General features: G+C 71.0%; 19 protein-coding genes. 14 read left to right on the top strand and 5 right to left on the bottom strand.

All coding sequences use genetic code 11. The features are described 5' to 3' along the window. Positions 1-161: 161 nt before the first annotated feature. Positions 162-773 carry a superoxide dismutase gene (locus WME97_RS00395; RefSeq protein ID WP_437548521.1) on the bottom strand — a complete coding sequence of 204 codons (612 nt, stop codon included), beginning with the start codon at positions 771-773 and terminating at the stop codon, positions 162-164. 347 nt (positions 774-1,120) lie between these two features. Between WME97_RS00395 and WME97_RS00390 the strand changes: the two genes are divergently transcribed. From WME97_RS00390 to WME97_RS00380, 3 genes are all read left to right on the top strand, one after another. Then, a complete protein-coding gene (locus WME97_RS00390; protein WP_437548519.1) occupies positions 1,121-2,947 on the top strand; it encodes an OmpA family protein in 1,827 nt (608 codons plus the stop codon). Positions 2,948-2,960: 13 nt separating this feature from the next. Continuing rightward, a complete protein-coding gene (locus WME97_RS00385) occupies positions 2,961-7,214 on the top strand; it encodes a hypothetical protein (RefSeq protein ID WP_437548517.1) in 4,254 nt (1,417 codons plus the stop codon). 191 nt (positions 7,215-7,405) lie between these two features. After that, positions 7,406-8,272 carry an Hsp33 family molecular chaperone HslO gene (locus tag WME97_RS00380; RefSeq protein WP_437548515.1) on the top strand — a complete coding sequence of 289 codons (867 nt, stop codon included), beginning with the start codon at positions 7,406-7,408 and terminating at the stop codon, positions 8,270-8,272. 41 nt (positions 8,273-8,313) lie between these two features. On the opposite strand, the gene WME97_RS00375 is transcribed toward WME97_RS00380, so the two are convergent. Both WME97_RS00375 and WME97_RS00370 read right to left on the bottom strand, forming a co-directional pair. After that, the gene (locus WME97_RS00375) at positions 8,314-8,949 is read right to left on the bottom strand and encodes a TetR/AcrR family transcriptional regulator (protein ID WP_437548514.1); all 636 of its coding nucleotides are present in this window, start codon (positions 8,947-8,949) and stop codon (positions 8,314-8,316) included. 68 nt (positions 8,950-9,017) lie between these two features. Beyond that, complete coding sequence (locus WME97_RS00370) at positions 9,018-10,652, bottom strand: FAD-dependent monooxygenase (protein ID WP_437548512.1); 1,635 nt, start codon at positions 10,650-10,652, stop codon at positions 9,018-9,020. Between the two features lie 121 nt (positions 10,653-10,773). Here WME97_RS00370 and WME97_RS00365 point away from each other — a divergent pair, with 121 nt between their 5' ends. The 3 genes from WME97_RS00365 (at position 10,774) to WME97_RS00355 (ending at position 12,027) form a co-directional block, all read left to right on the top strand. Continuing rightward, on the top strand, positions 10,774-11,028 hold the full coding sequence (locus WME97_RS00365; protein WP_437548510.1) for a hypothetical protein: 255 nt from the start codon (positions 10,774-10,776) through the stop codon (positions 11,026-11,028). A 288-nt stretch (positions 11,029-11,316) separates the two neighbouring features. Next, positions 11,317-11,781, top strand: a complete 465-nt coding sequence (locus tag WME97_RS00360; protein WP_437548509.1) for an SRPBCC family protein — start codon at positions 11,317-11,319, stop codon at positions 11,779-11,781. Positions 11,782-11,820: 39 nt separating this feature from the next. Then, positions 11,821-12,027 carry a hypothetical protein gene (locus WME97_RS00355; RefSeq protein ID WP_437548507.1) on the top strand — a complete coding sequence of 69 codons (207 nt, stop codon included), beginning with the start codon at positions 11,821-11,823 and terminating at the stop codon, positions 12,025-12,027. Positions 12,028-12,236: 209 nt separating this feature from the next. Here WME97_RS00355 and WME97_RS00350 read toward each other — a convergent pair whose 3' ends face one another. Then, positions 12,237-12,998: a hypothetical protein gene (locus WME97_RS00350; RefSeq protein ID WP_437548505.1), complete on the bottom strand. Its 762-nt coding sequence runs from the start codon at positions 12,996-12,998 to the stop codon at positions 12,237-12,239. Here WME97_RS00350 and WME97_RS00345 point away from each other — a divergent pair. After that, complete coding sequence (locus WME97_RS00345) at positions 12,997-13,392, top strand: cellulose binding domain-containing protein (RefSeq protein WP_437548503.1); 396 nt, start codon at positions 12,997-12,999, stop codon at positions 13,390-13,392. The two genes, WME97_RS00350 and WME97_RS00345, sit on opposite strands and share 2 nt — an antisense overlap. 552 nt (positions 13,393-13,944) lie before the next feature. Further along, positions 13,945-14,991, top strand: a complete 1,047-nt coding sequence (locus tag WME97_RS00340) for a PLP-dependent aminotransferase family protein (protein WP_437548501.1) — start codon at positions 13,945-13,947, stop codon at positions 14,989-14,991. Between the two features lie 186 nt (positions 14,992-15,177). On the opposite strand, the gene WME97_RS00335 is transcribed toward WME97_RS00340, so the two are convergent. Beyond that, a complete protein-coding gene (locus WME97_RS00335) occupies positions 15,178-15,960 on the bottom strand; it encodes a hypothetical protein (protein ID WP_437548500.1) in 783 nt (260 codons plus the stop codon). Between the two features lie 207 nt (positions 15,961-16,167). On the opposite strand from WME97_RS00335, the gene WME97_RS00330 reads away from it, so the two are divergent. The 6 genes from WME97_RS00330 (at position 16,168) to WME97_RS00305 (ending at position 23,935) form a co-directional block, all read left to right on the top strand. Then, the gene (locus WME97_RS00330) at positions 16,168-16,842 is read left to right on the top strand and encodes a dienelactone hydrolase family protein (RefSeq protein ID WP_437548498.1); all 675 of its coding nucleotides are present in this window, start codon (positions 16,168-16,170) and stop codon (positions 16,840-16,842) included. 128 nt (positions 16,843-16,970) lie between these two features. Next, positions 16,971-18,326: a cyclic nucleotide-binding domain-containing protein gene (locus WME97_RS00325; protein ID WP_437548496.1), complete on the top strand. Its 1,356-nt coding sequence runs from the start codon at positions 16,971-16,973 to the stop codon at positions 18,324-18,326. 276 nt (positions 18,327-18,602) lie between these two features. Next, positions 18,603-20,129, top strand: a complete 1,527-nt coding sequence (locus WME97_RS00320) for a protein kinase domain-containing protein (RefSeq protein ID WP_437548494.1) — start codon at positions 18,603-18,605, stop codon at positions 20,127-20,129. An 8-nt stretch (positions 20,130-20,137) separates the two neighbouring features. Next, positions 20,138-21,130: a tetratricopeptide repeat protein gene (locus WME97_RS00315; protein ID WP_437548492.1), complete on the top strand. Its 993-nt coding sequence runs from the start codon at positions 20,138-20,140 to the stop codon at positions 21,128-21,130. Then, positions 21,130-22,815, top strand: coding sequence for an SBBP repeat-containing protein (locus WME97_RS00310; RefSeq protein ID WP_437548490.1), 1,686 nt, complete (start codon positions 21,130-21,132; stop codon positions 22,813-22,815). The genes WME97_RS00315 and WME97_RS00310 overlap by 1 nt, the downstream gene beginning before the upstream one ends. Positions 22,816-23,299: 484 nt before the next feature. After that, positions 23,300-23,935 carry a hypothetical protein gene (locus WME97_RS00305; RefSeq protein WP_437548489.1) on the top strand — a complete coding sequence of 212 codons (636 nt, stop codon included), beginning with the start codon at positions 23,300-23,302 and terminating at the stop codon, positions 23,933-23,935. The last annotated feature ends 7 nt before the right edge of the window (positions 23,936-23,942 follow it).

Below are 23,942 nucleotides of genomic sequence, written 5' to 3'. Positions count from 1 at the left end.
CTACAGGACGAACGCGGGCGGGGCACTGGGGGCGAGGCATGATCTGGAAAGCCGCGTCTCCGGGCAGTCCGGCCCGAGGGGGAGGTGGTCGTCGCGTGGCGCGGGAGCGCCGAACTCGCCGGTGGGGGCGGCGGGGACGCGTGCCCCCGCCGTGGAACGAATCAACCCTGCTGAGCGTGCGGCCCGATCTGCGCGAGGCGCGCGTTGATCACGTCCCAGTTCAGGCCCGAGAGCACGTTGGCCACATAGTCCGCCTTCTTGGTCTGGTAGTCCGCAAAGTACGCGTGCTCCCAGGCGTCGACGGCGACCATGATATGCGTGTTCGCGAACAGACCGACATCGTGCTCGGTCCGGACGAGGTTATTGAAGAGCTTCTGCTCCTGGTAGTCGTACACGAGCACCGTCCAGCCGTGCGCGCTCAGGAGCGACGCCTTCGCGTCGGCCAGCCAGGCGTCGAAGCTGCCGAACGACGCCTCGATGAGCTTCTTCGACTGGGCGCTCGGCTGCGTCGAGCCGTTGCCGATGTTCTCGAAGTACAGCTCGTGGAGCACCGTGCCGTTGAAGGCGACCGGCTCGCGGCGCTTCAGCTCGCTGTACGCGTTGTACGAGTAGTTCGGCGCGCTGCGGTCGGCCTTGCCAAGCTGCTCCCAGATCTCGTTGAGCTTCTTCACGTAGCCCTGGTACAGCGTGAAGTGCGCCTTGAGCTGCAAGTCGCTCAAACCCTTGGCGTTGCCGCCGAGGAGGTTGTCGAAACTCTTGGGTTCGCGTGACATGGTCCCTCCTGAACGAGCACCGCAAGCAGTGCGTGCCGCGGCGTCAGGTGGCCGCTCTACCGCTGCCGCTCTCTGGTAGCAACCCTGCCGTGCGACGTGACACACCGCCGACTCACGACGCCATCGGGCCTGACCTTCCGCGCAGGAAACTCCGGACGCCGGCTCTGGCCGCGCCGTGATCCCGCAAAGGGACGCCACGACCCCCGCGCGCCGCAGGGCGCCGCGCCCGAGCTGGCCCGATCGGCCGGCGCACGCCCAAAAACCTCGTGAAACGTTGAACGCCGCCGCCGTTTCGGTCGATACTCCTGGTGCTTGCTGTTCCTTCGCGCAAGGAGGCGACCTCGTTCATGCCGGCTCGTACACAGGGGACCCATCCGACGGCCGCGCTCGCGGCGGCGCTGTGCCTGCTCGGCGCAGCGGCTCACGCCGAGGCGCAGGAACCCGAGAGACCCGAAGGCTTCGCGCTCGACAGGTTCCAGCCTGCACCCGCCGGCGACAGGATGTTCGGAGTCCAGTCCGCCTACACGGCAGGAAGCGCCGCACCCCACATCATGCTCCTCGGCGATTATGCCCAGGATCCGCTCGTGTTGCGGCGGTTGTCGGGGAACGAGGACATCGGCGACGGCAAGGTCGTCGGCAGCCAGCTGCTGCTCCACCTGAGCGCCTCGCTCGCTCTGTGGGAGCGCCTCACGGTGAACGTCGATCTGCCCATCGCGCTCCAGTCAGGCGACGGCGGCGCCGCCTCCGGCGCCTTGCTGCCGCCGCCGACCAGCAGCGCCCTCGGGGATCTCCGGCTCGGCGCGCGCGCGACGCTCCTCGGCGGCTACTTCGATCCTTTCCAGCTCGCCCTCGGCGGCTACGTGTGGCTGCCGACCGGCGACCCCGAGGCGTATTCGGGCGACGGCAGCGTGCGCGGCGGTCCGCAGCTCATCCTCGGCGGCCACCTGGATCGCGCGGTGTGGTCGCTCGCCGCGGGGCCGGAGTTCCGGTCCACGAAACAGTTCGCCAACGTCGAGCAGGGGATGACGGTGCACTGGGGCGCCGGCGTCGGGCTGCTGCTCGACGACGAGCGACGCCTGCAGATCGGCCCTGAGATCACCGGCGCGATCACGGTCACCGACGTCCAGCAGCGCACGACCAACGTGGAAGCCCTGCTCGGCGGGCGCTACCGCTTCGCGGACGACTTCGAGGCCGGGCTCGGCGTGGGCCCGGGCCTCACCCCCGGCGTCGGCACGCCCTCGTTCCGCGCCGTGGCCATGGTCGCCTACTCGCCCGAGGTGAAGCCGCCCGTGCAGGACCAGGACGCCGACGGCATCGCCGACGTGGACGACGCGTGCCCGCACACCCCGGGCGTCCGCAGCCCGGATCGCACGAAGAACGGCTGTCCGCCGCCCAAGGACGCGGACCACGACGGCATCCTCGACGCGGTCGACGCCTGCCCCGCCGTGGCCGGCGTCGCCTCGCCGGACCCGAAGAAGAACGGCTGCCCGCCGCCTGGGGACCGCGACAAGGACGGCATCACGGACGACGTCGACGCCTGCCCGGATCAGGCCGGCCCGCCGAACGACGACCCGAAGCAGCACGGGTGCCCGCCGCCGCCCGATCGCGACGGCGACAAGGTCCCCGACGCGTCGGACGCCTGCCCGGATCTGCCCGGCCTCATCACGACCGACCCGGCCACGAACGGCTGCCCGGGCGACACCGACGGCGACGGCATCCGCGACGACAAGGACGCCTGCCCGAACGAGAAGGGCAAGCCGAACGAAGATCCGACGCAGAACGGGTGCCCGGTCGCGGTCCGGGTGACCGAGACCGAGATCGTCATCTTGCAGCAGGTGCAGTTCGACATCGGCAAGGCGACCATCCGTCCGGTGAGCAACGAGCTGCTCGACGAGGTCGCCGGCGTGCTCAAGGACCACCCGGAGATCCTCAAGATCGAGGTCCAGGGCCACACGGACGACCGCGGCACGCGCCAGTTCAACACGAAGCTGAGCCAGGCCCGCGCGGAGTCGGTGCTGAAGGCGCTCGTCGAGCGCGGCATCACGGCCCAGCGCCTGCAGGCGAAGGGCTACGGCCCCGACGTCCCGATCGCGGAGAACAAGACCGAGGCGGGTCGCCAGAAGAACCGGCGCGTCCAGTTCAACATCATCGAGAAGGAAAAGAAGCAGCCCTAGGCTGGAGGCGTCGATGGCAAAGCGATTGGCATTCACGGGGCTCACCAGCGCCGCGCTGCTCGGGGCGCTCTCCGGGACCGCGAGCGCGGCTCCGGTGCGGCGGGTCCAGGTGGCGCAGCGGGGTGATTTCGTCCTCATCGGCAACACGCTCGCGCACGACTGCGCGTCGTCCACGCCCGCGCCGCTGGTGGGCACGGTCGGGACGTGCGGCACGACCGCGACGCTGGCGGACTCCGCGCCCGATATCTACTGGCGGGGCGACAGCCCCCTCGCCGGCCAGGCCGAGGCGAACAACACCGTCGATCCCGCGGCCGCCCGCAGCACCGCGGTCCTCAGCCTCCCCACGGGCGCTCGGGTGACCCACGCGTACCTCTACTGGACGGCGAGCCGCGACAGCGGCACCTCGGCCGATCTCACCGTGACCCTGGATCGGCCTGGCGGCTTCTCTTCGAGCGTGACCGGTACGATCTCGGGCCAGACGGAGATCTTGGGCCTCGCCCACGCCCAGACGGTCGCCAACGTCACGTCGATCGTGCAGACGCGCGGCGCGGGAGCGTATCGCCTGAGCGGGATCTCCAACGGGACCGATCTGGACAGCGTGAGCCAGCAGATCGCGTTCGCCGGCTGGTGGATGGTCGTGCTCTACGAGCTGACGACCGCGCCCGCGCGGAACCTCGCCGTCTTCGACGGGCTGGATCAGGTGATCGACGGCGCGACGGTCGGCTGGAGGATCTCGGGGTTCGTCGTCCCCTCGGGCGGCGGCCAGGCGAAGCTCGGCGTCATCGGGTACGACGGCGACAGCTCGACCGGCGACGCGCTCGAGTGGAACGGGACCGCGCTGTTCGACGCGCAGAACCCGGCGAACAACTTCTTCAACAGCTCCCGTTCGTTCCTCGGCGCGCCGATGTCCTCGGCGGGCGATCTGCCGAGGCTCACCGGCGGGCCGCTGAGCATGAGCGGCATCGACATCGACGTGACGCAGGTGCCGGCCAACCTGCTCATGGCCGGCGACACGGAGGCCAACGTCGGAGCGGCCGTCGACGGCGCCGACAGCTACCTGCTCGGCGGCCTCATCACGTCGGTGCCGACGCGCCTCCCGGATCTCTCCACATCGACCAAGTCGGTCCTCGACCTCAACGGCGGCGGCGTGACGCCTGGCGACACGCTCGAATACACGATCCTCGTCGCCAACACCGGGGACGACAACGCCGCGGCGGTCGTGCTGAACGACCCGCTGCCCGCCGGCGTCACCTTCGTGCCGGGCTCGCTCGAGATCGCCTCGGGCCCGAACATGGGCGGCGTGACCGACGCGCCCGGCGACGACGAGGGCGAGTACGTCGCCGGCACGCGGACGATCCGCGTCCGGCTCGGCGACGGCGCCGACGCGGCCCAGGGCGGGTCGCTCGGCGTCAGCGAGACCACGACGGTGCGGTTCCGCGTGACCATCGATCCGGGCACGGACGGCGAGATCGCGAACCAGGCCATCATCACCGGGCAGAGCCCCGAGGGAGGCGCGGCCCAGGACTACCCGACGGACGGCAACGGCGCGGAGCCGGGCACGCCGCCCACGGAGATCCTCGTCGACAGCGACAGCGACGGGCTGAGCGACGGCGACGAGAACTTCGCTGGCACGGACCCGAACGACGCCGACACGGACGACGACGGCGTGAGCGACGGCGACGAGCAGCTCTGGGATCGCGACACCGACGGCGATGGCCTCGTCAACGCGCGGGACGTCGACAGCGACGACGACGGGCTGTTCGACGCGACGGAGATCGGCTTGACGGACTGCGACGGTCCGGGGACGGACGCGCTGGCGGGGCACTGCGTGCCCGACGGCGACGCCGGAGCGACGACGACCGACCCGCTCGACGCGGACACCGACAACGGCGGCGTGCTCGACGGCTCCGAGGACGCGAACCTGAACGGCGTGCTCGACGCGGGCGAGAGCGATCCGGCGGCCGGGCACGGCGCCGACGACCAGCGCGACGACGCCGACAACGACGGGCTCGGCGACGATCTCGAGGGCACGCTCGGCACCGATCCGAACGACGCCGACAGCGACGACGACGGCGTGCGCGACGGCGACGAGCCGAACCCGACGGACGACAACGACGGCGACGGGCTGATCAACCCGCTCGACGTCGACAGCGACAACGACGGCCTCTTCGACGGGACCGAGCTCGGGCTCGGCTGCGACGGCCCGGGCACCGACGCGACGGCGGGCAACTGCGCTGCCGACGGCGACGCGGGCGCCACGAGGACGTCGCCGCTCGAGGCCGACACGGATCGCGGCGGCGCGAGCGACGGCTCCGAGGACGTCAACCTGAACGGCGCGCTCGACGCGGGCGAGACCGACCCCCGTTCCGGTCACGGAGACGACGATCCGCAGAACACGGACACCGACGACGACGGGCTGAGCGATGATCTCGAGGTCTCGCTCGGCACGGACCCGAACGACGCGGACACCGACGGTGACGGCGTCCGCGACGGGCTCGAGCCGAACCCGGCGGACGATACGGACGGCGACGGGCTCCTCAACGCGCTCGACGTCGACAGCGACAACGACGGCCTCTTCGACGGGACCGAGCTCGGCCTCGCCTGCGACGGCCCTGGCACCGCGCCGTCGCGGCACTGCGCCCCGGACGGGGACGCCGGCGCCACGAAGACGTCGCCGCTCGACGCGGACTCGGACGACGGCGGCGCGAGCGACGGCTCCGAGGACGCCAACCTGAACGGCGTCGCGGACAACGGCGAGACCGAACCGACCCGCGGGAGCGGCGACGACGACGGCGACAACGACGACGAGGACGAGGACGGGCTGAGCGACGACCTCGAGGAGACGCTGGGCACGGACCCGGACGACGCGGACTCGGACGACGACGGCGTGCAGGACGGGCAGGAGCCGAACCCGTCGGACGACGCGGACGGCGATGGGCTCATCCACCCCCTCGACGTGGACAGCGACGACGACGGCCTCTACGACGGGACCGAGCTCGGCCTCGCCTGCGACGGCCCCGGCACCGACGCGGACGCCGAGCACTGCACGGCGGACGGGGACAGCGGGGCCACGACCACGTCGGCGCTGAGCCGTGACACCGACCGGGGCGGCGCGACCGACGGCTCCGAGGACGCCAACCTGAACGGCGCGCTCGAGGCCGGCGAGACCGACCCGACCGCCGGCAACGGCGCCGACGATAGCCAGAACGCCGACGGAGACGACGACGGGCTGAGCGACGATCTCGAGGTGTTCCTCGGTTCGGATCCGGAAGATCGCGACAGCGACGACGACGGCCTGCTCGACGGCGAGGAGCCGAACCCCAGCGACGACGGCAACGGCGACGACCAGCCCGACGTCCTGGACGCGGACAGCGACGGCGACGGGCTCTTCGACGGCACCGAGGCCGGGAAGGACTGCGCGGACGCGGACACCAATGCCGCCGCCGAGAGCTGCACGCCCGATGCCGACGGCGGGACCACCACGACGAGCGTGGTGAATCCCGACACGGACCGCGGCGGCCAGAGCGACGGCGATGAGGACCTGAACCACGACGGCAAGGTCGACGAGGGCGAGACCGATCCGAACGACGCCGGGGACGATCTCGGCGATCGCGACGGCGACGGCCTCTCGAACAGCGAGGAGACGGCGCTCGGCACCGATCCGGACGACGCCGACAGCGACGACGACGGCGCGCTCGACGGCGAGGAGGTCGAGCCCGGCGTCGACACGGACGAGGACGGGAAGATCAACGCGCTCGATCCCGACAGCGACGGGGACGGGCTCCTCGATGGGACCGAGCTGGGCAAGGGCTGCTCGCACGAGGACACCGACGCCGACGCGGCCACCTGCGTGCCGGACGGCGACGACGGGGAGACGACGACCTCGCCGACGCAGGCCGACACCGACGGCGGCGGAGCGAGCGACGGCGAGGAGGACACGGACCACGACGGGGTGGTCGACGAGGGCGAGCGCGATCCGAACAACCCCGCGGACGATCAGCCCGCGCAGTGCGAGCAGGACAGCGCTTGCGGCGCTGGGATGGTGTGCGACGAGGAGACGAAGGAGTGCGTCCCGGGTTGCCGCAACCCCGACGATACGATCGGCCCGTGCACCGAGCCGCTCCCCGGTGAGGGCGTCGTGGTGGAAGGCGGCGGCTGCGCCTGCACGGTGGGCGCGGAGGGCGACGGCAGCCGCTCGGCGCCGTGGGCCTTGCTCGCGGCCGGCGCCTGCGCCGCCGTGCTGCACCGGCGCCGCCGGCGCAGCTGAGCTCTCCCCCCCGCACCGCGCCCCCCGCGCCGCGCAGGAGAGGGCGCCTGTGCTACAAGCCAACGGAATAACTGTGCTTTTATGCGAGGCGCGCCCGCCTGTGGGGCGCCTCCGCCTGCGGCGACCGATGCGCCGCGGGTTGCCATCGGCCGTCCGTGGCCTAACGATGTTTCCCCACGGGAGAGTGCATCTTGCCCCGACCTTCTGATTCCGTCGTCCGCGCCATCACGATGGATGGCGCTTTTCGCGTCATCACGGCGCTGACCACCGAGACCGTGCGGGGGGCCGTCGCGGTGCAATCTGCGACCGGCGTGACCGCGCAGCGGCTGGGAGAGCTGATCACCGGCGCCATCCTCGTGCGCGAGGCGATGGCGCCGAACCTGCGGGTCCAGGCGATCGTCAAGGGCGCGGCCGGTAACGGGAGCCTGGTGGCCGACTCGCACCCGGACGGCACGAGCCGCGGCCTCGTCAACCTGGGCAAGGGGGCCACGGCGGAGAGCGCGGTGGAGATCGGCGACGGGTCGCTGCTGCAGGTCATGCGCACGCTGCCGAGCGGCATGCTCCACCAGGGGGTCGTCGAGATCCCGACCGAGGGCGGCATCTCCGCGGGCCTGATGACGTACATGCAGGAATCGGAGCAGGTCGTCTCGATGATCGCGGTGGCGACGCTGATCGGCGAGGACGGCGTCGGCGCTTCCGGCGGCTACCTCGTGCAGCTGCTCCCGGAGGTCGAGCGCGGTCCGCTCATGGTGATGACCGAGCGGCTCAAGGACTTCGAGCGCCTCGACGACGTGCTCGCGCACGAGGGAGCCTCGGCGGACGTGCTGCTCGGGGAGCTGCTTTACGGCATGCCATTCTCACGGCTCGAGGACTCGCCGCTCAGCTTCAGCTGTCGCTGCAGCGAGCTCCGGGTGATGGCCACGCTGGCGAGCCTGCCGCGGAGCGACATCGAGGAGATGGTCACGGACGGGAAGGTCCTCGACATCCGCTGCGATTATTGCGGCAAGGACTACCAGGTGTCGCCGTCGCAGCTCCGCTCGCTCCTGACGACGAGCTGAGCCGCCGCGCGCCCGCGCGGCCTCCACACCCGCGCACGGGGTCACGCGGGCTCGTGGGGTGAGAGGCCGCGGATCACGAAGGTGATGACCCGCTCGATCTCCGCCTCGTCGTCCCACGCCGCATCGGGAGCGATGTACACGCGGTGGACGATGTACCCTACGAACGTCGAGGCGACGCAGCGGAGGACGAGGGGCGGCGGCCACCCGACGATCTGCCCTTCGCGCTGGAAGTGCTCGATCAAGGTGATCCCCTTCTCGAGGAGCGGCGCGAACACCCTGCCGGCGATGCCGAGCCGCAGCTCGGCGTCGAACGGCAGCTCCTGCGCGAGGATGCGCACCAGCTGCGGGTGCGCGCGCACGAAGGCGATGCGCTCTGCGAGGAGCGCCCGCAAGAACGCCTCGAAGGTCGGGTACGTCGCGTCGAAGAGCGGGTCCATGGACCGCGCCAGCGCGGGCCCGACGAGCCGTTCGACGGCGGGACCGATGACGCCCAGGAGGAGGTCCCGCTTGCTCGGGAAGTACTTGAAGATCGTCGCCTCGGCGACCCCTGCGCGCCGCGCGATCTCCTTGGTCGCGGTCCCGTGGAAGCCCTGCTCGGCGAAGGCGGCCACCGCAGCGTCGACGATCTTCTTCTGCGCCTCGGTCAACGTGTCGTTCGGGCGCGGGCGTCGGCTCATCTGTGTCCTCTCTCCTCGACTTCTAGCAGCGCCGCGCGGCGGCTCGGGCGCGCTGGGGTCGGCCTGTGCTACGCGGCCTCGGCCTTGCGGGTGAAGAGCCGGTCGAGCGCCTGCCTGAGCTCGCGCTCGTCGAGCGGGTCGCAGCGCACGCCGACGTAGCCGTCCGGCCGGACGAGGACGGCGGCTGCCGCCTCGGCGCCGTACGCCGCGTGGGCGCGCCCGTCCGGATCTGCGTACCCTCCGGCCTCGGGCGCGCCGATGACCAGCACCTTGAGGCCCGGCCGGCTGAGCTCGGCGGCGAGCCGCCGGACGTGCCCGTGCGCCTCGGTGTTCGCGCTGCCCTGGGGTGGACCGGCGAAGAGCAGCAGCGTGGATTCGACGCCGCGCATCAGCTCGAACAGGTGGACCTGCTGTCCCGCCGCGCTGCGCAGCGAGGCGTCCGGCGCGCGATATCCGGCGCGGGGCCCGCGCTCCGGCCGGTGGCCGATCTGGATGGACAGCGGGCTCTTCCGGTATCGGATCTTGAGCTGCGAGACGAACCCCAGGATCCGGCGTTGCACGGCAGCGACGCCGATGGCGCGGGTCATCAGGCGCGGCGCGACGAGGCGCAGCGCCCGGCCCATGGGACCGTGTCCGGCCATGAGCCCGAAGAGGCGGTCTGTGAAGTCGATCAGCCGGCGCGCGACGGGCAGCCGCTCCATCTCGTAGGTGTCGAGCAGCCACGCTGGCATCTTGCCCTGCTCGACGGCCGCGAGCTTCCACGCCAGGTTGTACGCGTCCTGGATTCCGGTGTTCATCCCCTGCCCGCCGGCCGGGCTGTGGATGTGCGCCGCGTCGCCGGCGAGGAACACGCGCCCCTTGCGCAGCCGCGTTGCGACGCGGTGGTGCAGCCGGTAGCGCGAGAGGACGATCGCCTTCTGTATCTCGAACGGCGTGGGGATCATCGAGCGCATCACGCCTTCGAACTCCTCGAGCGAGAGCGACGCGCCGCGCGCCGGCGACGCTTCGGGCAGGATAAGGACGATCCGGAACCGGTGGCTTCCGGGCACGGGGAAGGCCGCTGCGAGGCCCCAACGCGAAGGGCTGATATAGATGTCGCCGTCCGGCAGCGGCCAGTCGATGACGAGGTCGCCGAGCATGCAGTGATCGTCGTAGGTGTCGCCCTCGAAGGCGATGTCTGCGCCCTGGCGGACGGCGCTGCGCGCGCCGTCGCAACCGAGGAGCCACTTCGCGCGCACCACCTCGGTGTTCCCGCCGACCCTGCGGAGCGTGCATGTGACGCCGGCGCTGTCCTGGGTATAGGAGGCGAGCTCGACGCCGCGCTCGACCGTCACGCCCAGCTCCGAGAGCCGCGATCCGAGGACGCGCTCGGTGTCGAACTGCTGGATGACGAAGATGCCAGGAACGGGCGTGGAGAGCTCCGGGAAGTCGAAGATCGGCAAGCGTGCGCGCTGGCCGTTCGAGAGGAGGACGTTGAGCCCTCCGACGCGCGTGGCGTGCGCCAGCGCGGCGTCTGCGATCCCCATGCTGGTGAAGATCTCCATCGTCCGCGTCTGCACGACGAGCGCTCGCGAGTGATCCGGCGGCGGTTCCAATGCCTTGTCCACGATCCGCACGGTGAGCCCGCGCCGAGCAAGCTCTCCGGCCATCGTCAACCCCGTCGGACCTCCACCGACGACCAGCGCATCCACAGCTTCTGTCATAGACCGCCTCCGGATTGGTGAGTGAGCATTCACTCACCTTATGTGAGGATCCCAGTCGGTTGGCAAGGCATCAAGGCAAATATGTCTTACATCCACATACATTAACACAGTCAACCGCACCTTGGTTGAGCTCACCCAGCTGCGTCGACGCACCCAGGTTGAGCCGACGACCGACGTCGTCGACCGCACCCAGGTTGAGCCGCCGACCGAGGTTGAGCCGCCGACCGAGGTTGAGCCGCCGACCGAGGTTGAGCCGCCGACCGAGGTTGAGCCGCCGACCGAGGTTGAGCCGCCGACCGAGGTTGAGCCGCCGACCGAGGTTGAGCCGCCGACCGAGGTTGAGCCGCCGACCGAGGTTGAGCCGCACCATGGTTGAGCTCGCCCAGCTGCGTCGACCGCACCCAGGTTGATCCGCCGACCGAGGTTGAGCCGCCGACCGCAGGTTGAGCCGCCGACCGAGGTTGAGCCGACGACCGAGGTTGAGCCGACGACCGGAGACCAACGATCGCCCCTGGTTGAGCTCAGCGCGACGCCGCCACATTCAACAGGAACGGATCTCGAAGCCCACCAGCGAACTCTCCGCTCACCCGCCCCCACCCCGCCCTCGCTCGGCAGACCGCGCCTGCGTGCTCGCTCGGCGAGGTCCTCGTGCGATGGTCGCCGCATGCAAGAGGTCCACGTCAACGTCTACATCCACGCCCCGGTCGAGCGGGTTTTCGATGCGGTGGCTGACCACGAACGCTTCCTGCGCTCCGGGGACGGCACCCACACGAAGGTCATCCGGCCAGGGCTCACGGAGCACAACGGCCTCGGCGCCCTCCGCGAGGTGCACGTCGGGAAGCGGATCCGCTACGTCGAGGAGATCACGGCCTTCGAGCGGCCGTCCTCGTTCGACTACCAGATCATCGAGAGCACGCAGCCGCTCCGGCACCAGGGCTCGCGTCTCCGCTTCACCCCGCGCGGCGAGGGCACGGAGATCGACTGGACATCGCGCTTCGACATCCCGCTGCCGCTCATCGGCAAGCCGCTCGGCTCGCTCGCCAGGCGCATGTTCATCGCGGCGTTCACCGAGCTGCTGCTCGCTGAAAAGGCGCGGCTCGAGGCCTCGCAGCCCGCGCGCGCCACGTGACCCTCTCGCGCGCTCGCCGACAGGCAGCGCCGGGTCTTCATGCCCCTTCCCCTGGACGTGAACTACGGCTGGGCGGACCGATCCTCTCGCTGGAGCACGCCGTCCACGGAGGGCACGGGCGACCCGTTCTGCGATTCGGTGCTCTCGTTTGGCAACGGCGAGAGACCGGCGCCGTGGTCAACGCGGTTCATGGGGGACTCCGAGTTCAACCGGCCCCACGCGCCGCCTCCGCTGGAGGATGCGTAGCGCGGCCCCGTCACTTCACATGACCGGCGCCAGCGACGCGAACGGACGCCGCTGGCGCTGTGTCCGCAAAACACATGAAGCGTCGTCCAGTGCATGGCCAGCATTCATCCGCCCGATCCGAGGGCAATGCATGTAGACGAATACCCCATCATCTGCGACATCGACAGAAAGTTCCCATGGCAAGCCTCTTGCAGATACCAGGCGGTTCTCTATAAGCTGTTGACCTCAACTTCCTTCCGTTCGGCCTTCGGACTTGGTCGAGCGGTCGCAGGGGTGTTCAAGATGCGACCGATGGCAAGGTGTGCGTCGCTGCTCGGCCCGATGACCTCGGGAGCAGCTCGTATCCGGAGTTCCAGGGGAAAGGTGTCGACGAGGGCAGGAGCGCTGCCGCAGCTGGGCAGTTGTGGCAATCGAGTCAACCGATCGAGCTCCTGGCCGAAGGGAACCACCGCGCTCTGTGCCATCTCGCTCCTGCCGCTCGTGGCATGTGCCCAAGGCTCCAGCCTGGACGGCGAGAACACAGGAGCCGGAGGCGGCGCCGCCGCCAGCTCGGGTGGGGCACCTTCGTCTAGCTCAGCCGGCGCTGGCTCCACCGTGTCTGCGACGAGCAGCTCGACGAGCTCTGCAACGAGCGTCTCGTCCAGCGCCGCAGGCGATGTCACGAGCGCGACGGTGAGCAGCTCGTCTGGCTCAGGTGGCGCGGATGGTGCCGGCGGCGCTGGGGGTCTGGGCGGCGCTGGCGGGGACGACGCTGCGAGCGCCACGGCCAGCTCCTCGGCGAGCGCCTCGGCGAGCTCCTCGGCGAGCAGCTCGGCCAGCTCCACGACGAGCAGCACGACAGGCGCTGGCGGCGGCAGCGCCACGAGCTCCACCACCGCGAGCTCCACCACCGGCGGCGTGACAACACCGGCGCTCGAGCTGCAATATGCTGCGAGGGACACCACCGTCGAGTCCCAGCATCTGTCGTTCATGGTACAGGTCAAGAACACGGACGATGCGAGCATCGCGCTCAGCGATCTGACGATTCGCTACTGGTTCACGGCCGACGTCGAGAAGGTGGATCTCAAGAGCATGTGCGACTTTTCGTCGATCATCGGCGGATGCGCCAACGTCACAAGGACGTTCGGCGAGGCATCGGACACGAAGGCCGATCACTATCTCGAGCTCGGTTTCCTCGCCGCCGCGGGTAGCGTCGCCCCGAACGTCACGTCCGGAAACGTGCAGATCCGCATCTACAACGGCGTCAATTACGACCGCATGACGCAGACCGACGACTACTCCTTCGGCACCAACACCGCCTTCATGCCTTTTGAGCGGGTCACCGTGTACCACGACGGCGTGCTCGCCTGGGGAACAGAGCCTTGACTGGCCACGAGAACGAGCTCCACGGCCTGCGGGAGCAAGCCCCACATCGATAGCCGCCCCGGGCGAACGTTCGCCGGACCTCGGCGTACGGTCAGCTCCGGAGATCGAACTCAGGACGGATCCCCCGCCGGCCAGACCAGCCCGACCTGGCTCCAGGGCCTGCCGCCCTGTGCGGACGCGCGCCCCTCCACGCCCATCGGTGCCCTGTGGCGGCCTGACTCGCCGCGCGCGCACGCCACACCCCGCAACATGCCGTTACACGCCCTGACCCGTCCCAGGTTGCCGCGATGTAACCAATTTTCCATGGAATTCCGTCCCGTCACGAGACCCGAGCGCTTCCGCTCCATCTGGAGACGGGCAGCCCGGGCGGCACCATCCTTGAATGGCCTCGCTCGGACCCTGAACTCTATGGATGCCACCGCGCGCGCAACGCCTCCTCCCCCGTCGTCCCACACCCGGCCTGTGCAGGCCCCGATCTCGCGTGATGCGCCGCGGAGCGGACCGCGGCTCGGACACGGCCTCGAGCCGTTCGACCCCCTGAAGCGGCGAGCCGTGGACACACCTGGCCTCATCAGCTTCGCGGGCGGGCTGCCCGCCCCGGGCGAGTTCCCGCGATCGAAGCTCGCGGCCTCGTTCGTTCGCGCTCTTCAGAACCCCAGCTGCCCGGCGCTCCAGTGTAGCTGGCCCGAGGGCGACGAGGATCTCCGCGCCTGGATCGCCGGGCAGCTGCGCCGGCGCGGCGCGCAGGTGGCTTGCGACGACGTCATCGTGACCAGCGGCGCACAGCAGGCCGTGTCCCTCGCCGCGCAGCTGGTCCGCGGCTCGCGCGCCAGGATCGGCGTCGACCGCGAGAGCTCCCCCGGCGCGCTCGATCGGTTCCAGGAGCTCGGCGCGACGGTCGTCGACGGCGGCAGCAACGTCGATGCCTATTATCTCATGCCCGCCGTCTCCAATCCGCGTGGACGCACGCTGTCACGCAGCGAGCGAGCCAGGGTCCTCTCGACCCTCCGGCCCATCATCGAGGACGATGCTTACGCGGATCTCTCCTTTGACGGCGCCGCCCCTCGGCCGCTCCTGGCCGAGGCGCCCGATCGCGTCTTCCACGTCGGGACGTTCTCGAAGACGCTCTGCCCCGGCCTCCGCGTCGGCTGGCTCGTGCCCCCGCGCTCGCTCCGGGCCGAGGTCCTCCAGCTGAAGCAATCCGCCGATCAGCAGGCGGCCAGCCTGCCGCAGGCCATCCTGGAAGACTACCTCCGCACGGAGGACTTCGATCAGCGGCTCGTGCGCCTGCGGGAGTTCTACGGTCGCCGCGCCGCCCGCATGGAGCGGGCGCTCCGAAAGCACCTTCCCGGCTGGCGGTTCGACCCCCCCGTCGGCGGCTTCGCGATCTGGGTCGAGCCCGACGCCGAGCCGAACGAGGCCTTCTTCCTGGCCGCCGCCATCGAGCACGGCGTCGCCTTCGACCCGGGCTCGCTGTTCCGGGCTCACGGCGCCGTGAGCCCGTTCGCCCTCCGGCTCTGCTTCTCCTCGGTGGCGTGCGACGAGGACCTGGACGAGGGCGTGCGTCGCCTCGCGCGGTGCTGGGCCGAGGTCGCGTAGCCTCTCCCGCGGGCGCCGATTCATGAAAGCGCTCTACACGACCTCTCTCGCTCTCTCCTTCAACTCCCTCTCTCCTTCAACTCCATCTCTCCTTCACTCCCTTTCTGCTCTCTTCGTCTCCTCTCCGATCGCGACACCGCGGCGGCGGCCTGCGCGCACGCCGCCGGCCCCGCGCAGGGCGCGGCCTCACTGCGCCAGCGGGCCGCCTGGCTTGTGCGGGACGGGCGGACGGCGATCGAGCAGCTCCCGCGCCGCGGCCCGGACGACCGCGGGCACGTCCGCCGCCGCCGCGAGCCGCAGGAGCTCGGGCCGCAGGAGGAGGCGCACCATGGGCACCGCGATCTCCTGCGGCGCGCCCGGGTTCTGCACGATCGCCATGCGCACCCGCGCGCGCTGCGGCCACTCGGGGTGCTTCGCGATCTCCGTCAGGACCTCCGCGTTCGCCGGGCGGCGCGCCGCGAGGCGGACGACGTCATCCTCGGTCAAGCGCGGGTTGGCGAGCAGGTTGCGGATGACCAGCGGGTGCGGGTCCCGGAGCAGGGCGTCGAAGGCCGCGCGGGTCGGCCGCCGGGCCAGCGCGCGCCGCTCGCCGAGCGTGAGCGCGCGACCGGCGCTCGACGTGGCGAGGAGCCGCTCGTCGGGCGCCGGCGAGGCCGGCTGCGCCTCGGGCCGCCGCGCCTTGCGGCGCAGGAGGCGCGAGAGCGGCAGCAGGGCATGGGAGGACGCGAGCTCGCGGAGCTGCTCGACGCGCTCCGAGAGCGCAGGATCCACGAGGACCGGCACGACGGCGCCCAGCACGTCGCGCGCGAGGGGGTTGGCCTGCTCGGCGTCGCGGCAGAGGTCGTCGAGCGCGCGGGCGACGGAGGGGAGATCGGCCCGCAGCACCTCGCTCCGCAGGAACGCGACCCGCAGCCGGAGCTCCTTCAAGGACGAGACGGCTCGCCTCCATCGTCCCGCCAGCGCATCCACGCCGTCAATCTACATCGCCGGCGTCCCGGCGTGGAGCGCGTGCCAGGCAATTTGCGCTACGCAACGTGCGCGGGGCGGTTATCCTGCGCCGCGCCATGAGGGGACGGCGCAGCCGATCCCCGATTGCTGACGGGGACGGCGGACGCCGATCCCCGATTGCTGACGAGGACGGCGCAGCCCATCCCCGTCTCGAAAGGGAGGAGTCGCATGTCCGAAAAGGTTTCGTTCCCCGCGAAGGACGGGTCGTCGGCGACCGGCGAGATCGTCTGGCCGAAGCAGGGGGACAAGTCGCCTGCCGTCGTCCTGATCCAGGAGTGGTGGGGTGTGAACGACCACATCCGCTCGCTGCTCGACCGGCTCGCCGCCGCCGGGTTCATCGCCCTCGCGCCCGACCTCTACCACGGCAAGACCACCAAGGACCCCACCGAGGCCAACCGGCTGATGACCGAGCTCGACAAGCCGCGCGCCCTCGAGGAGATCGCCGGCGCCGCCCGCTTCCTGTCGGCGCACGAGCGGTCGACCGGCAAGGTCGGCGTCATCGGGTTCTGCATGGGCGGCGCGCTGAGCTTCGCCGCCGCCGCGACGATCCCCGAGCTCGCGGCCGTGGTGCCTTTCTACGGCGTCCCGAGCCCCGCGCCCGACACCACGCGCGTCAAGGCGCCGATCCTCGCCCACTTCGCCGCGCGCGACGGCTGGGCGACGCCGGCCGCCGCCGAGGCGATCCAGAACGAGCTCGCCGCCCGCGGCCAATCCATGGAGCTCCACGTCTATGACGCCGACCACGCGTTCGCGAACGACACGCGCCCCGAGGTCTACGCCCCCGAGGCCGCGAAGCTCGCGTGGGAGCGGAGCATCGCGTTCCTGAAGCAGCACCTCGCCTGAGCACGACGCCTCGGTCCTTCCCGGGGTAATCCGCGCGGGGCGCCCGGTTGACGGCGCGCGGGGCGTGCGCGCCGTCAACCGGGCGCGTTCTTTGCCGCCGCGCAATGAACCCTGATATAGACGCTTACATGGCCCTCCCCCCGGTACTCCCGGGCTCGATCCAGCAGGCGGAGTCGCCGATCGACCGCGCGCTCTCGCTGGCGCTCGCGGGAGAGCGGGACGCCGCGCTGCGCTGGGCCGCCGCGCTGGTCCGGCACGACCCGACGATGCCGTCGGCGCTCTGCCTCTGCGGGCGCCTCCTCGGCGAGCTGAACCGGCACGAGGCCGCGCGCGAGGCGTGCTCCACCGCGATCGCCCGCGCGATCGACCTCGAGAACCTGCCGCTCGCCGTGGCGGCCGCGCGCGAGAGCGAGCGCTTCGGCGGCGATGCCGGGCCCGGGCTCGACCAGATCGCCGAGGCGTTCTGCCGGGACTCGCCGCGGCTCGGCGAGGGCGCGCCGCCGCCGCCGCCCCTGCCGGCCGCCGAGGCGTTCCAGCCGCTCGCCTCCGTGCTGACCGGCGCGCTCCTGCTCAACAAGGCGACGGAGATCCTCCACGACGCCACGCGCAGGCTGGCCGCCCAGGCCGATCACCCGGGGATCGCGCCCCAGCCGGTCTTCTCGTCCGTCGGGCGCGACGCGCTCCGCGCCCTGTGCGCCGCCTTCACGCCCATCTGGGTGGCGGCGGGGACGACCGTGATCGAGCAGGGCGCCGCGCGCAGCGAGGCCTACTTCGTCGCGCGCGGGGAGCTCGAGGCGCGGCGCCGGCGCGCGGACGAGGAGATCCTCCTCGCCCGGCTCACGAACGGCGCCATGTTCGGCGAGATGGCGCTGCTCTCCCGGGCCCCGCGCACCGGGAGCGTCATCGCCACGCGGCCCTCCATCGTGCTCGAGGTGAAGCGCGACGCGATCGACGACATCGCGCAGCGCGAGCCCGAGGTGGGCCTGGAGCTCGCGGCCTACTGCCGGGACCGCATGGTGGAGAACCTCGTCCGGATGAGCGACGTGCTCCGCGTCGTGCCCGAGGCCAACAGGCCCGCGCTCGTGAAGCGGTTCCGCACGCGCACGTTCGAGAAGAACGAGCGGCTGCTCGTCCAGGATGAGCGGCCCCCCGGCCTGTTCCTCATCGCCTCCGGAGAGGTCGCCGTCGTCCGGCGCGACGCGGCGGACGACGCCCGCGTCGAGCCGCTCGTGCTCTCGACGCTCGGCCCCGGCGACGTCGCCGGCGAGATCGCGATGGTCCTCCGCCGCCCGGCGAACGCCGATGTGATCGCCGTGCACCCCACCGTGACGCTGTACCTGCCGGCCACCGAGTTCATGGGTCTGGTCGAGGATCACCCGGCCGTGCTGGCGCAACTCTACAAGCTCGCCGTCCAGCGCGACGACGAGACCACGAGCATCATGGCCGAGGAGGTCTCCGTGGCCGAGGACTTCGTGTTGATCTAGGGTACCGATCCGATCGAAAAATTGACGAAACGAACCACGGATGCGCCGAGGTTTTGTTGTTGTCGCTTCTGTGTCTCTGTGGTTCAAACTCTCTCTCGCGCGGCGTTTCAACCTGTTCGGTGCTCTGGCGACGCCCTGCGAGCACGCGGCGGGTGCACCGATTGACGCTCCGCGCCACGCCCCGTAGACTTTCAGTCTACCCGTTGTTGTTGTTGACCAGCACTGAACAACCACCAGCGTAGGGAAGGCCACGCGCGCTCCACAGGTCCTGCGACAATGACGACGAACGCGTTCGGGCTGGAGGGACAGGTGCTGGTCGGCCGTTATCGGCTGCTCCGCCCTCTCAGCTCGGGCAGCATGGGCACCGTCTGGCGCGCGGACGATCTCACGCTGGGCTCGCCGGTGGCGATCAAGATGCTCGGGCCTCTCTATGCGAAGGACGAGACGGTCCGCGCGCGCTTCTACCAGGAGGCGCAGGCGGCGGCGGCGCTCCGCAGCCCGAACGTCGTGCAGATCCTCGATCACGGCGTCGAGAACGACGTCCCCTTCATCGCGATGGAGCTCCTCGAGGGCGAGGACCTCGCGCACCGGCTCGAGCGTGTCGGCGCGCTCGATCCAGCCGATACGGCGCGCATCTTCGCCGACGTCGCGCGCGCCGTGCGCAAGGCCCACGACGCCGGCATCGTCCACCGCGACCTCAAGCCCGACAACATCTTCCTCGCCCGCGACGACGACCGGGAGGTGGCCAAGGTCCTCGATTTCGGCGTCGCCAAGACGCGCATGTCCGGCAAAGAGGGCATCGGGACGCAGGCTGGCGTGCTGATCGGGACGCTGCCGTACATGAGCCCTGAACAGGCGCAGGGCGCGACCGTCGATTACCGGTCGGACCTCTGGGCGCTCGGGGTGATCGCGTTCGAATGCGTGTGCGGCCGGGCTGCGATCACGGCCGAGGCGCCTGGCGCGATGATCCTCGAGATATGCAGTGATCCGCTGCCTGTCCCCTCGAAGGTGGCGTCTGTGCCCGTGCCGCCGGCGTTCGATGAGTGGTTCATGCAGGCGTGCAGCCGTGACCCGAACGGGCGGTTCGCCTCGGCGACGGCGATGGTCGACGCGCTGCGCGACGCGCTCTTGCCGCCCAGCGACGCGCAGGAGGGCGGGCGGGCCTCGGCGAGCTCGATCCCCGGGGGCGCGGGCAGCACGTCGCCCTCCGTCCCGCCGCTCTCCGCTGCGCCGCTCTCCGCCGCGCCGCTCTCCGGTCCGCCGATCTCCACCTCCCCGCTCTCCGTCTCGCCGGAGGGGAGCGTCGCCTCGCCGCCGGGCCTCTACGACGAGGCCGGGGCCGACTCGAGACCTCGCCGCAGGATGCCGATCCCGGCCGTCGCGCTCGGCCTCGCGGCTTCGGTCCTCGGCGGGGCGCTCTTCATCGGCTGGCGCGCGCTCGGGGACGACCCGATCCCGCACGCACCGCCGCCATCCGGCGCGGCCTCGCCGCCGGTGACGCTCGAGACACCGCCTGTCGCCGCCCCCGCGAACAATCCGCCGGCGGAAGCGAATTCGCCCAGGGGGGCGCCCGATCTCGCGCCTCCCCAGGACACGACGGCCGCGGCGACCTCGACGCCTGCGCCCCGCGCCGGCTCCGCGCTGGCGGCCAGCGCTCCGGCCGCTGCCGCCTCCTCCGCCCAGACGGCGCCGGCTCGCCCGGGCAGGGCCGCGTCCTCCCCGCCGCGGCCCAGGTCCTCGTCGGCGGCCCCGCCCGCGGCCTCCAGCGCGACGCGCCCCAGGTCCGACCGCCTCGGCTTCTGAGGAGACGAATGCGCGCGCGATCGAGGGTCTCGGGCACCGCCACCATCGCGCTCGCGCTCGCGCTCGCGCTCGCGACCACCGCGCGGGCGGCCGACGTCGACCCTGCCACCATGAACGCCGCCCGGGCCCTCGCCGAAGAGGGCCTCGACCTCTTCGACAAGGGCCAGTACGCGGCGGCGCTCGACAAGTTCGGGCGCGCGGACCAGCTGATCCAGGCGCCGACGATCGACCTTTATGCCGCGCGGTGCCTCGAGCAGCTCGGGCGCCTCATCGAGGCCTCCGAGCGCTACCTGCAAGTGAGCCGCACCTCGCTCGACGCCTCGGCCAGCGACGTCTTCAAGGCCGCGGTCGCCGACGCCGGGAAAGCGTACGACGATCTCAAGCCCCGGATCCCGAGGCTCTCTGTGGGGGTGCGCGGCGCCCCGGAGCGCGAGGTGCAGATCACCATCGACGGCAAGCCGATGCCACCCGCGCTGGTGGGCGTCAGCCAGCCTGTCGATCCTGGCAAGCACGTCGTCGAGGCCGCGTGGGCGGGGCGCGTCGTCCGGCGGGAGGTCGCGCTGCAGGAGCGGCAGGAGGCGGCGCTCGCGCTCGAGTTCCCCGTCGGTGTCCGCCCGCCTATCGTCCTCCCCCCGCCCGCCGGCCCGGCGCCGGGCACCACGCAGCGCGTGCTCGGCTGGACCGCCGTCGGCACGGGCGCCGCGGCGCTCGTGGTCGGTGGGATCACGTTCGGCATCACGAGCGCGCGGCGCGCCGAGCTGATCGACCTCGGGTGCACCGAAGATGTCGTGTGCCCGGACACGCCGAAGACGCGGGCCAAGCTGGGCTCGTACAACGACCTGCGCCTCGTCCCTGCGCCGGCGTTCATCGTGGGCGGGGCGCTCGCCGCGGGCGGCGTCGCGCTGCTCCTCACCGCACCGTCCGCGGCGGCGAGGCCCAAGGGCGCAGCGGTCCGTCCATGGATATCGCCGTGGGGTGCCGGGATCGCGGGGGTGTTTTGATGAAACGCAACGGCTTCATGATCCTTTGCGGCGCGCTCGGCGTGGCCGGCGCGCTCGGCGGGTGCTTCGATCAAGGCGTGCTCGTGCCGGGCGCCATCAGCGGCGGCGGCGCCGCGCAAGGCGGGATGGCCGGCGTGGGCGCCGCGGGAGGCGCGGGCGGCACGGGCGGCGTGGGAGGCGCGGGCGCCGCGGGAGGTGCGGGCGGCACGGGCGGCGCAGGCGGCAACGAGCCCTGCGTGCCTTGTTATACAGGCCCCGAGTCGACAAGGGGAGTCGGCGAGTGCAAGGACGGCTGCCTGCGCGACGACTCGTGCGTCGACGAGGTGCTCCCCAGGACCGAGGCCTGTACGACGAAGGCGAATGACGAGAACTGCGATCGTGTGGCGGAGTGCACCGGAGCTCACGACTGGAGCGCCAAGCTCGGAGGGAACGGCGACCAGATCGGGTATGACGTCGCGTTCGACAGGGAAGGGAACCTCCTGATCGCGGGTGCCTTCAGCACCAGCCTGGGTTCCGTCGGCAGCCAGGGAGCGTACGACGGCTTCGTCGTCAAGCTCGCTCCTGGCGGCGCGACGGAATGGTCGAAGGTGCTCGGGGGGAACGGCTCGGATTCTTGCAATCGCGTGGCGCTCGACAAGAACGGCGGCGTGATCGTGGCCGGGACCTTCGAAAATACAGTTAACTTCGACGGGACGTCGCTCACGAGCCAAGGCAGCTCGGACGTGTTCGTGGCGAAGCTCGACGCAATTGGCGGCCTGGACTGGATCAAGACGATCACCGGTCCGAGCGTCGATAGAGTTTACGGGCTCGCGGTGGATTCGGACGACAACATCATCGTCGCTGGCAGCTTCACCGACTGGGCCGACGTGCTGGGCGGGCAGCGGATGGGCGGGGACCACCTGACGAGCAAAGGTGGAGAGGACATCTTCGTCGCGAAGATGGACCGCCTCGGGAACTTCGCCTGGAGCACGAACTTCGGCGATACGACCGCCGAGGTCGCGAACGACGCTGCCATCACGCCCGACGGAGGCGTGGTCCTGGTCGGCCGCATCGCGGGCAAGGTGTACTTCGGGACGACGCTCCTCACGGCTCAGGGCGACGACGCCTTCATTGCGAAGCTCGACGGGGGCGGGACGCCGCTCTGGGCCAAGATGTTTGGCGACACCATGAGCCAGGAATTCACGGCGGTCGCGGTGGACGCGGAGGGGGACATCGTCGTCGCAGGGAGCACCGGGGGAACGATCAATTTCGACGGAGCGCCGCGGAGATACGCCGGAGGAAACGACGCGGTCGTCGCCGCCTTCAACGCGGACGGCAAGCACCTCTGGAACCGTCTGTACGGGGACGACGAAGATCAGGAGGCGCTGGGGGTGGCGGTCGACCAGGCGGGCAACGTCATCGTGGTCGGAGAGTTCGAGAGCGCCATCGACTTCGGCGCCCCGAGCCCGAGGCTCCAGGCGCTCGGCGGCAACGACGCCTTCTTCGCGAAGCTCGCTCCGAACGGCGATACGGCCTGGGCCAAATCGTTCGGCGACGCGGCGGAGCAGCGCGCCCGGGCCGTCGCCGTGGATGCGCTGGGAACCATCGCGCTGACGGGCAGCTTCAGCGGCAGGATCGATCTCGGGGGGGACCCCATGATGAGCTCCGGGGGCCCCGACGCCTTCGTCGCCAAACTGCAGCCCTGACGGCCACCTCGCCACGAAGCGCTCTCGTCCTCGGATCCCGCGGAGACGCGGCCGTGGCCGATCTACGGCCGCAAGTAGCCGGAATCGTTGGCGCACTTCGAGCGATTCCGGTCGCTGCCCTGAGGCGGCCCTCCCTCCCCGCCGGCAGCACCGGTGTTGCCGGCGCGTGGTGCAGGACCTCCGTTGGACCAGGGGACGCGTCGAGGTCCGGTGAGCGATCCATGCACCAGAACAAGTGATCCACCCGGATCTCCCGCGGCTCGCCTCTGGAGCACCTCGAGAGTCGTCGTTTTACGGTGGGAGTCCTGGTTTTGCGGTGCGAGCCACCGCTTTGCGGTGGGAGTCCTCGCTTTGCACCGCCGTTTGCTTCACGGACGATGCACGCGGTGCCAAGTCGGGGCGCGCTCACCTGGCACCACACTTGCTTAGAGGCCCCCCACTTGCTTAGAGGAGGAATCGCTCACGCAGGAGGAGGTCTCGCGCGATGATGAACACGCAGCAAAGCCCGGGAGTGCTCTACCAGGGGACGAGAGGGCCCGCCAGCATCGCGCCGGTCGCTGCCAGCGTGCCGCCCATGTCGGGCTCGGGGGACCTTGAACGCGAGCTCGAGGCGATCGCCCAGGGCGTGCGACAGAAGCGGCGGGGTCGGTTCGTGTTCGGGGTGGGTCTGGTCGTGGCGGCCGTGGCCGCGGTCGCGGTGACCACCTTCGCCGGCAAGGTGAAGGAAGCCGAGGCGGCTCAGGCCGAGGCGGTGGCCGCCCGCGTCGCCGAGCAGGACAGGATCGCGCAGCTCAACCTCCAGCTCGACGAGCGCAACCGGAAGATCACCGAGCTTACCCTCGCGCTCGACGCCGCCAAGAGCGACGCCGAGAAGGCGCAGAAGGCGTTCTCCGATTACAAGGCGACGGAGGCGACCAAGGCGCTGGCGCAGGGCGAGGACGTGGCCGACGCAAAGACGTCGAACATCAAGGGGGCCGCAACCCTCCGCGGCCGAGCGGCGACGTCCGGCAAGGCGGTGCGGGGCGCCAGCGCGGCGCGGGGCGCCAGCGCGGCGGCGCCGGCCAAGAAGGGCGGAAAGTGCGTGTGCAAGGCGGGCGACCCGCTCTGCGGCTGCCTGTGAGCGCCCG

It is taken from the genome of Sorangium sp. So ce367, assembly GCF_051520455.1.
GTDB lineage: Bacteria > Myxococcota_A > Polyangia > Polyangiales > Polyangiaceae > Sorangium > Sorangium cellulosum_B.
Note: the sequence above shows the minus strand (reverse complement) of the source record. Positions and strands in the feature narration are given on the sequence as shown.

Coding starts and splice junctions, on each gene's coding strand:
- WME97_RS00370 (WP_437548512.1), bottom strand. CDS start 10,652: ATGACAGAAGCTGTGGATGCGCTGGTCGTCGGTGGAGGTCCGACGGGG.
- WME97_RS00315 (WP_437548492.1), top strand. CDS start 20,138: ATGCGCGCGCGATCGAGGGTCTCGGGCACCGCCACCATCGCGCTCGCG.
- WME97_RS00390 (WP_437548519.1), top strand. CDS start 1,121: ATGCCGGCTCGTACACAGGGGACCCATCCGACGGCCGCGCTCGCGGCG.
- WME97_RS00360 (WP_437548509.1), top strand. CDS start 11,317: ATGCAAGAGGTCCACGTCAACGTCTACATCCACGCCCCGGTCGAGCGG.
- WME97_RS00320 (WP_437548494.1), top strand. CDS start 18,603: ATGACGACGAACGCGTTCGGGCTGGAGGGACAGGTGCTGGTCGGCCGT.
- WME97_RS00330 (WP_437548498.1), top strand. CDS start 16,168: ATGTCCGAAAAGGTTTCGTTCCCCGCGAAGGACGGGTCGTCGGCGACC.
- WME97_RS00375 (WP_437548514.1), bottom strand. CDS start 8,949: ATGAGCCGACGCCCGCGCCCGAACGACACGTTGACCGAGGCGCAGAAG.
- WME97_RS00385 (WP_437548517.1), top strand. CDS start 2,961: ATGGCAAAGCGATTGGCATTCACGGGGCTCACCAGCGCCGCGCTGCTC.
- WME97_RS00350 (WP_437548505.1), bottom strand. CDS start 12,998: ATGAACGACAGATGCTGGGACTCGACGGTGGTGTCCCTCGCAGCATAT.
- WME97_RS00325 (WP_437548496.1), top strand. CDS start 16,971: ATGGCCCTCCCCCCGGTACTCCCGGGCTCGATCCAGCAGGCGGAGTCG.
- WME97_RS00305 (WP_437548489.1), top strand. CDS start 23,300: ATGATGAACACGCAGCAAAGCCCGGGAGTGCTCTACCAGGGGACGAGA.
- WME97_RS00355 (WP_437548507.1), top strand. CDS start 11,821: ATGCCCCTTCCCCTGGACGTGAACTACGGCTGGGCGGACCGATCCTCT.
- WME97_RS00310 (WP_437548490.1), top strand. CDS start 21,130: ATGAAACGCAACGGCTTCATGATCCTTTGCGGCGCGCTCGGCGTGGCC.
- WME97_RS00395 (WP_437548521.1), bottom strand. CDS start 773: ATGTCACGCGAACCCAAGAGTTTCGACAACCTCCTCGGCGGCAACGCC.
- WME97_RS00345 (WP_437548503.1), top strand. CDS start 12,997: ATGGTACAGGTCAAGAACACGGACGATGCGAGCATCGCGCTCAGCGAT.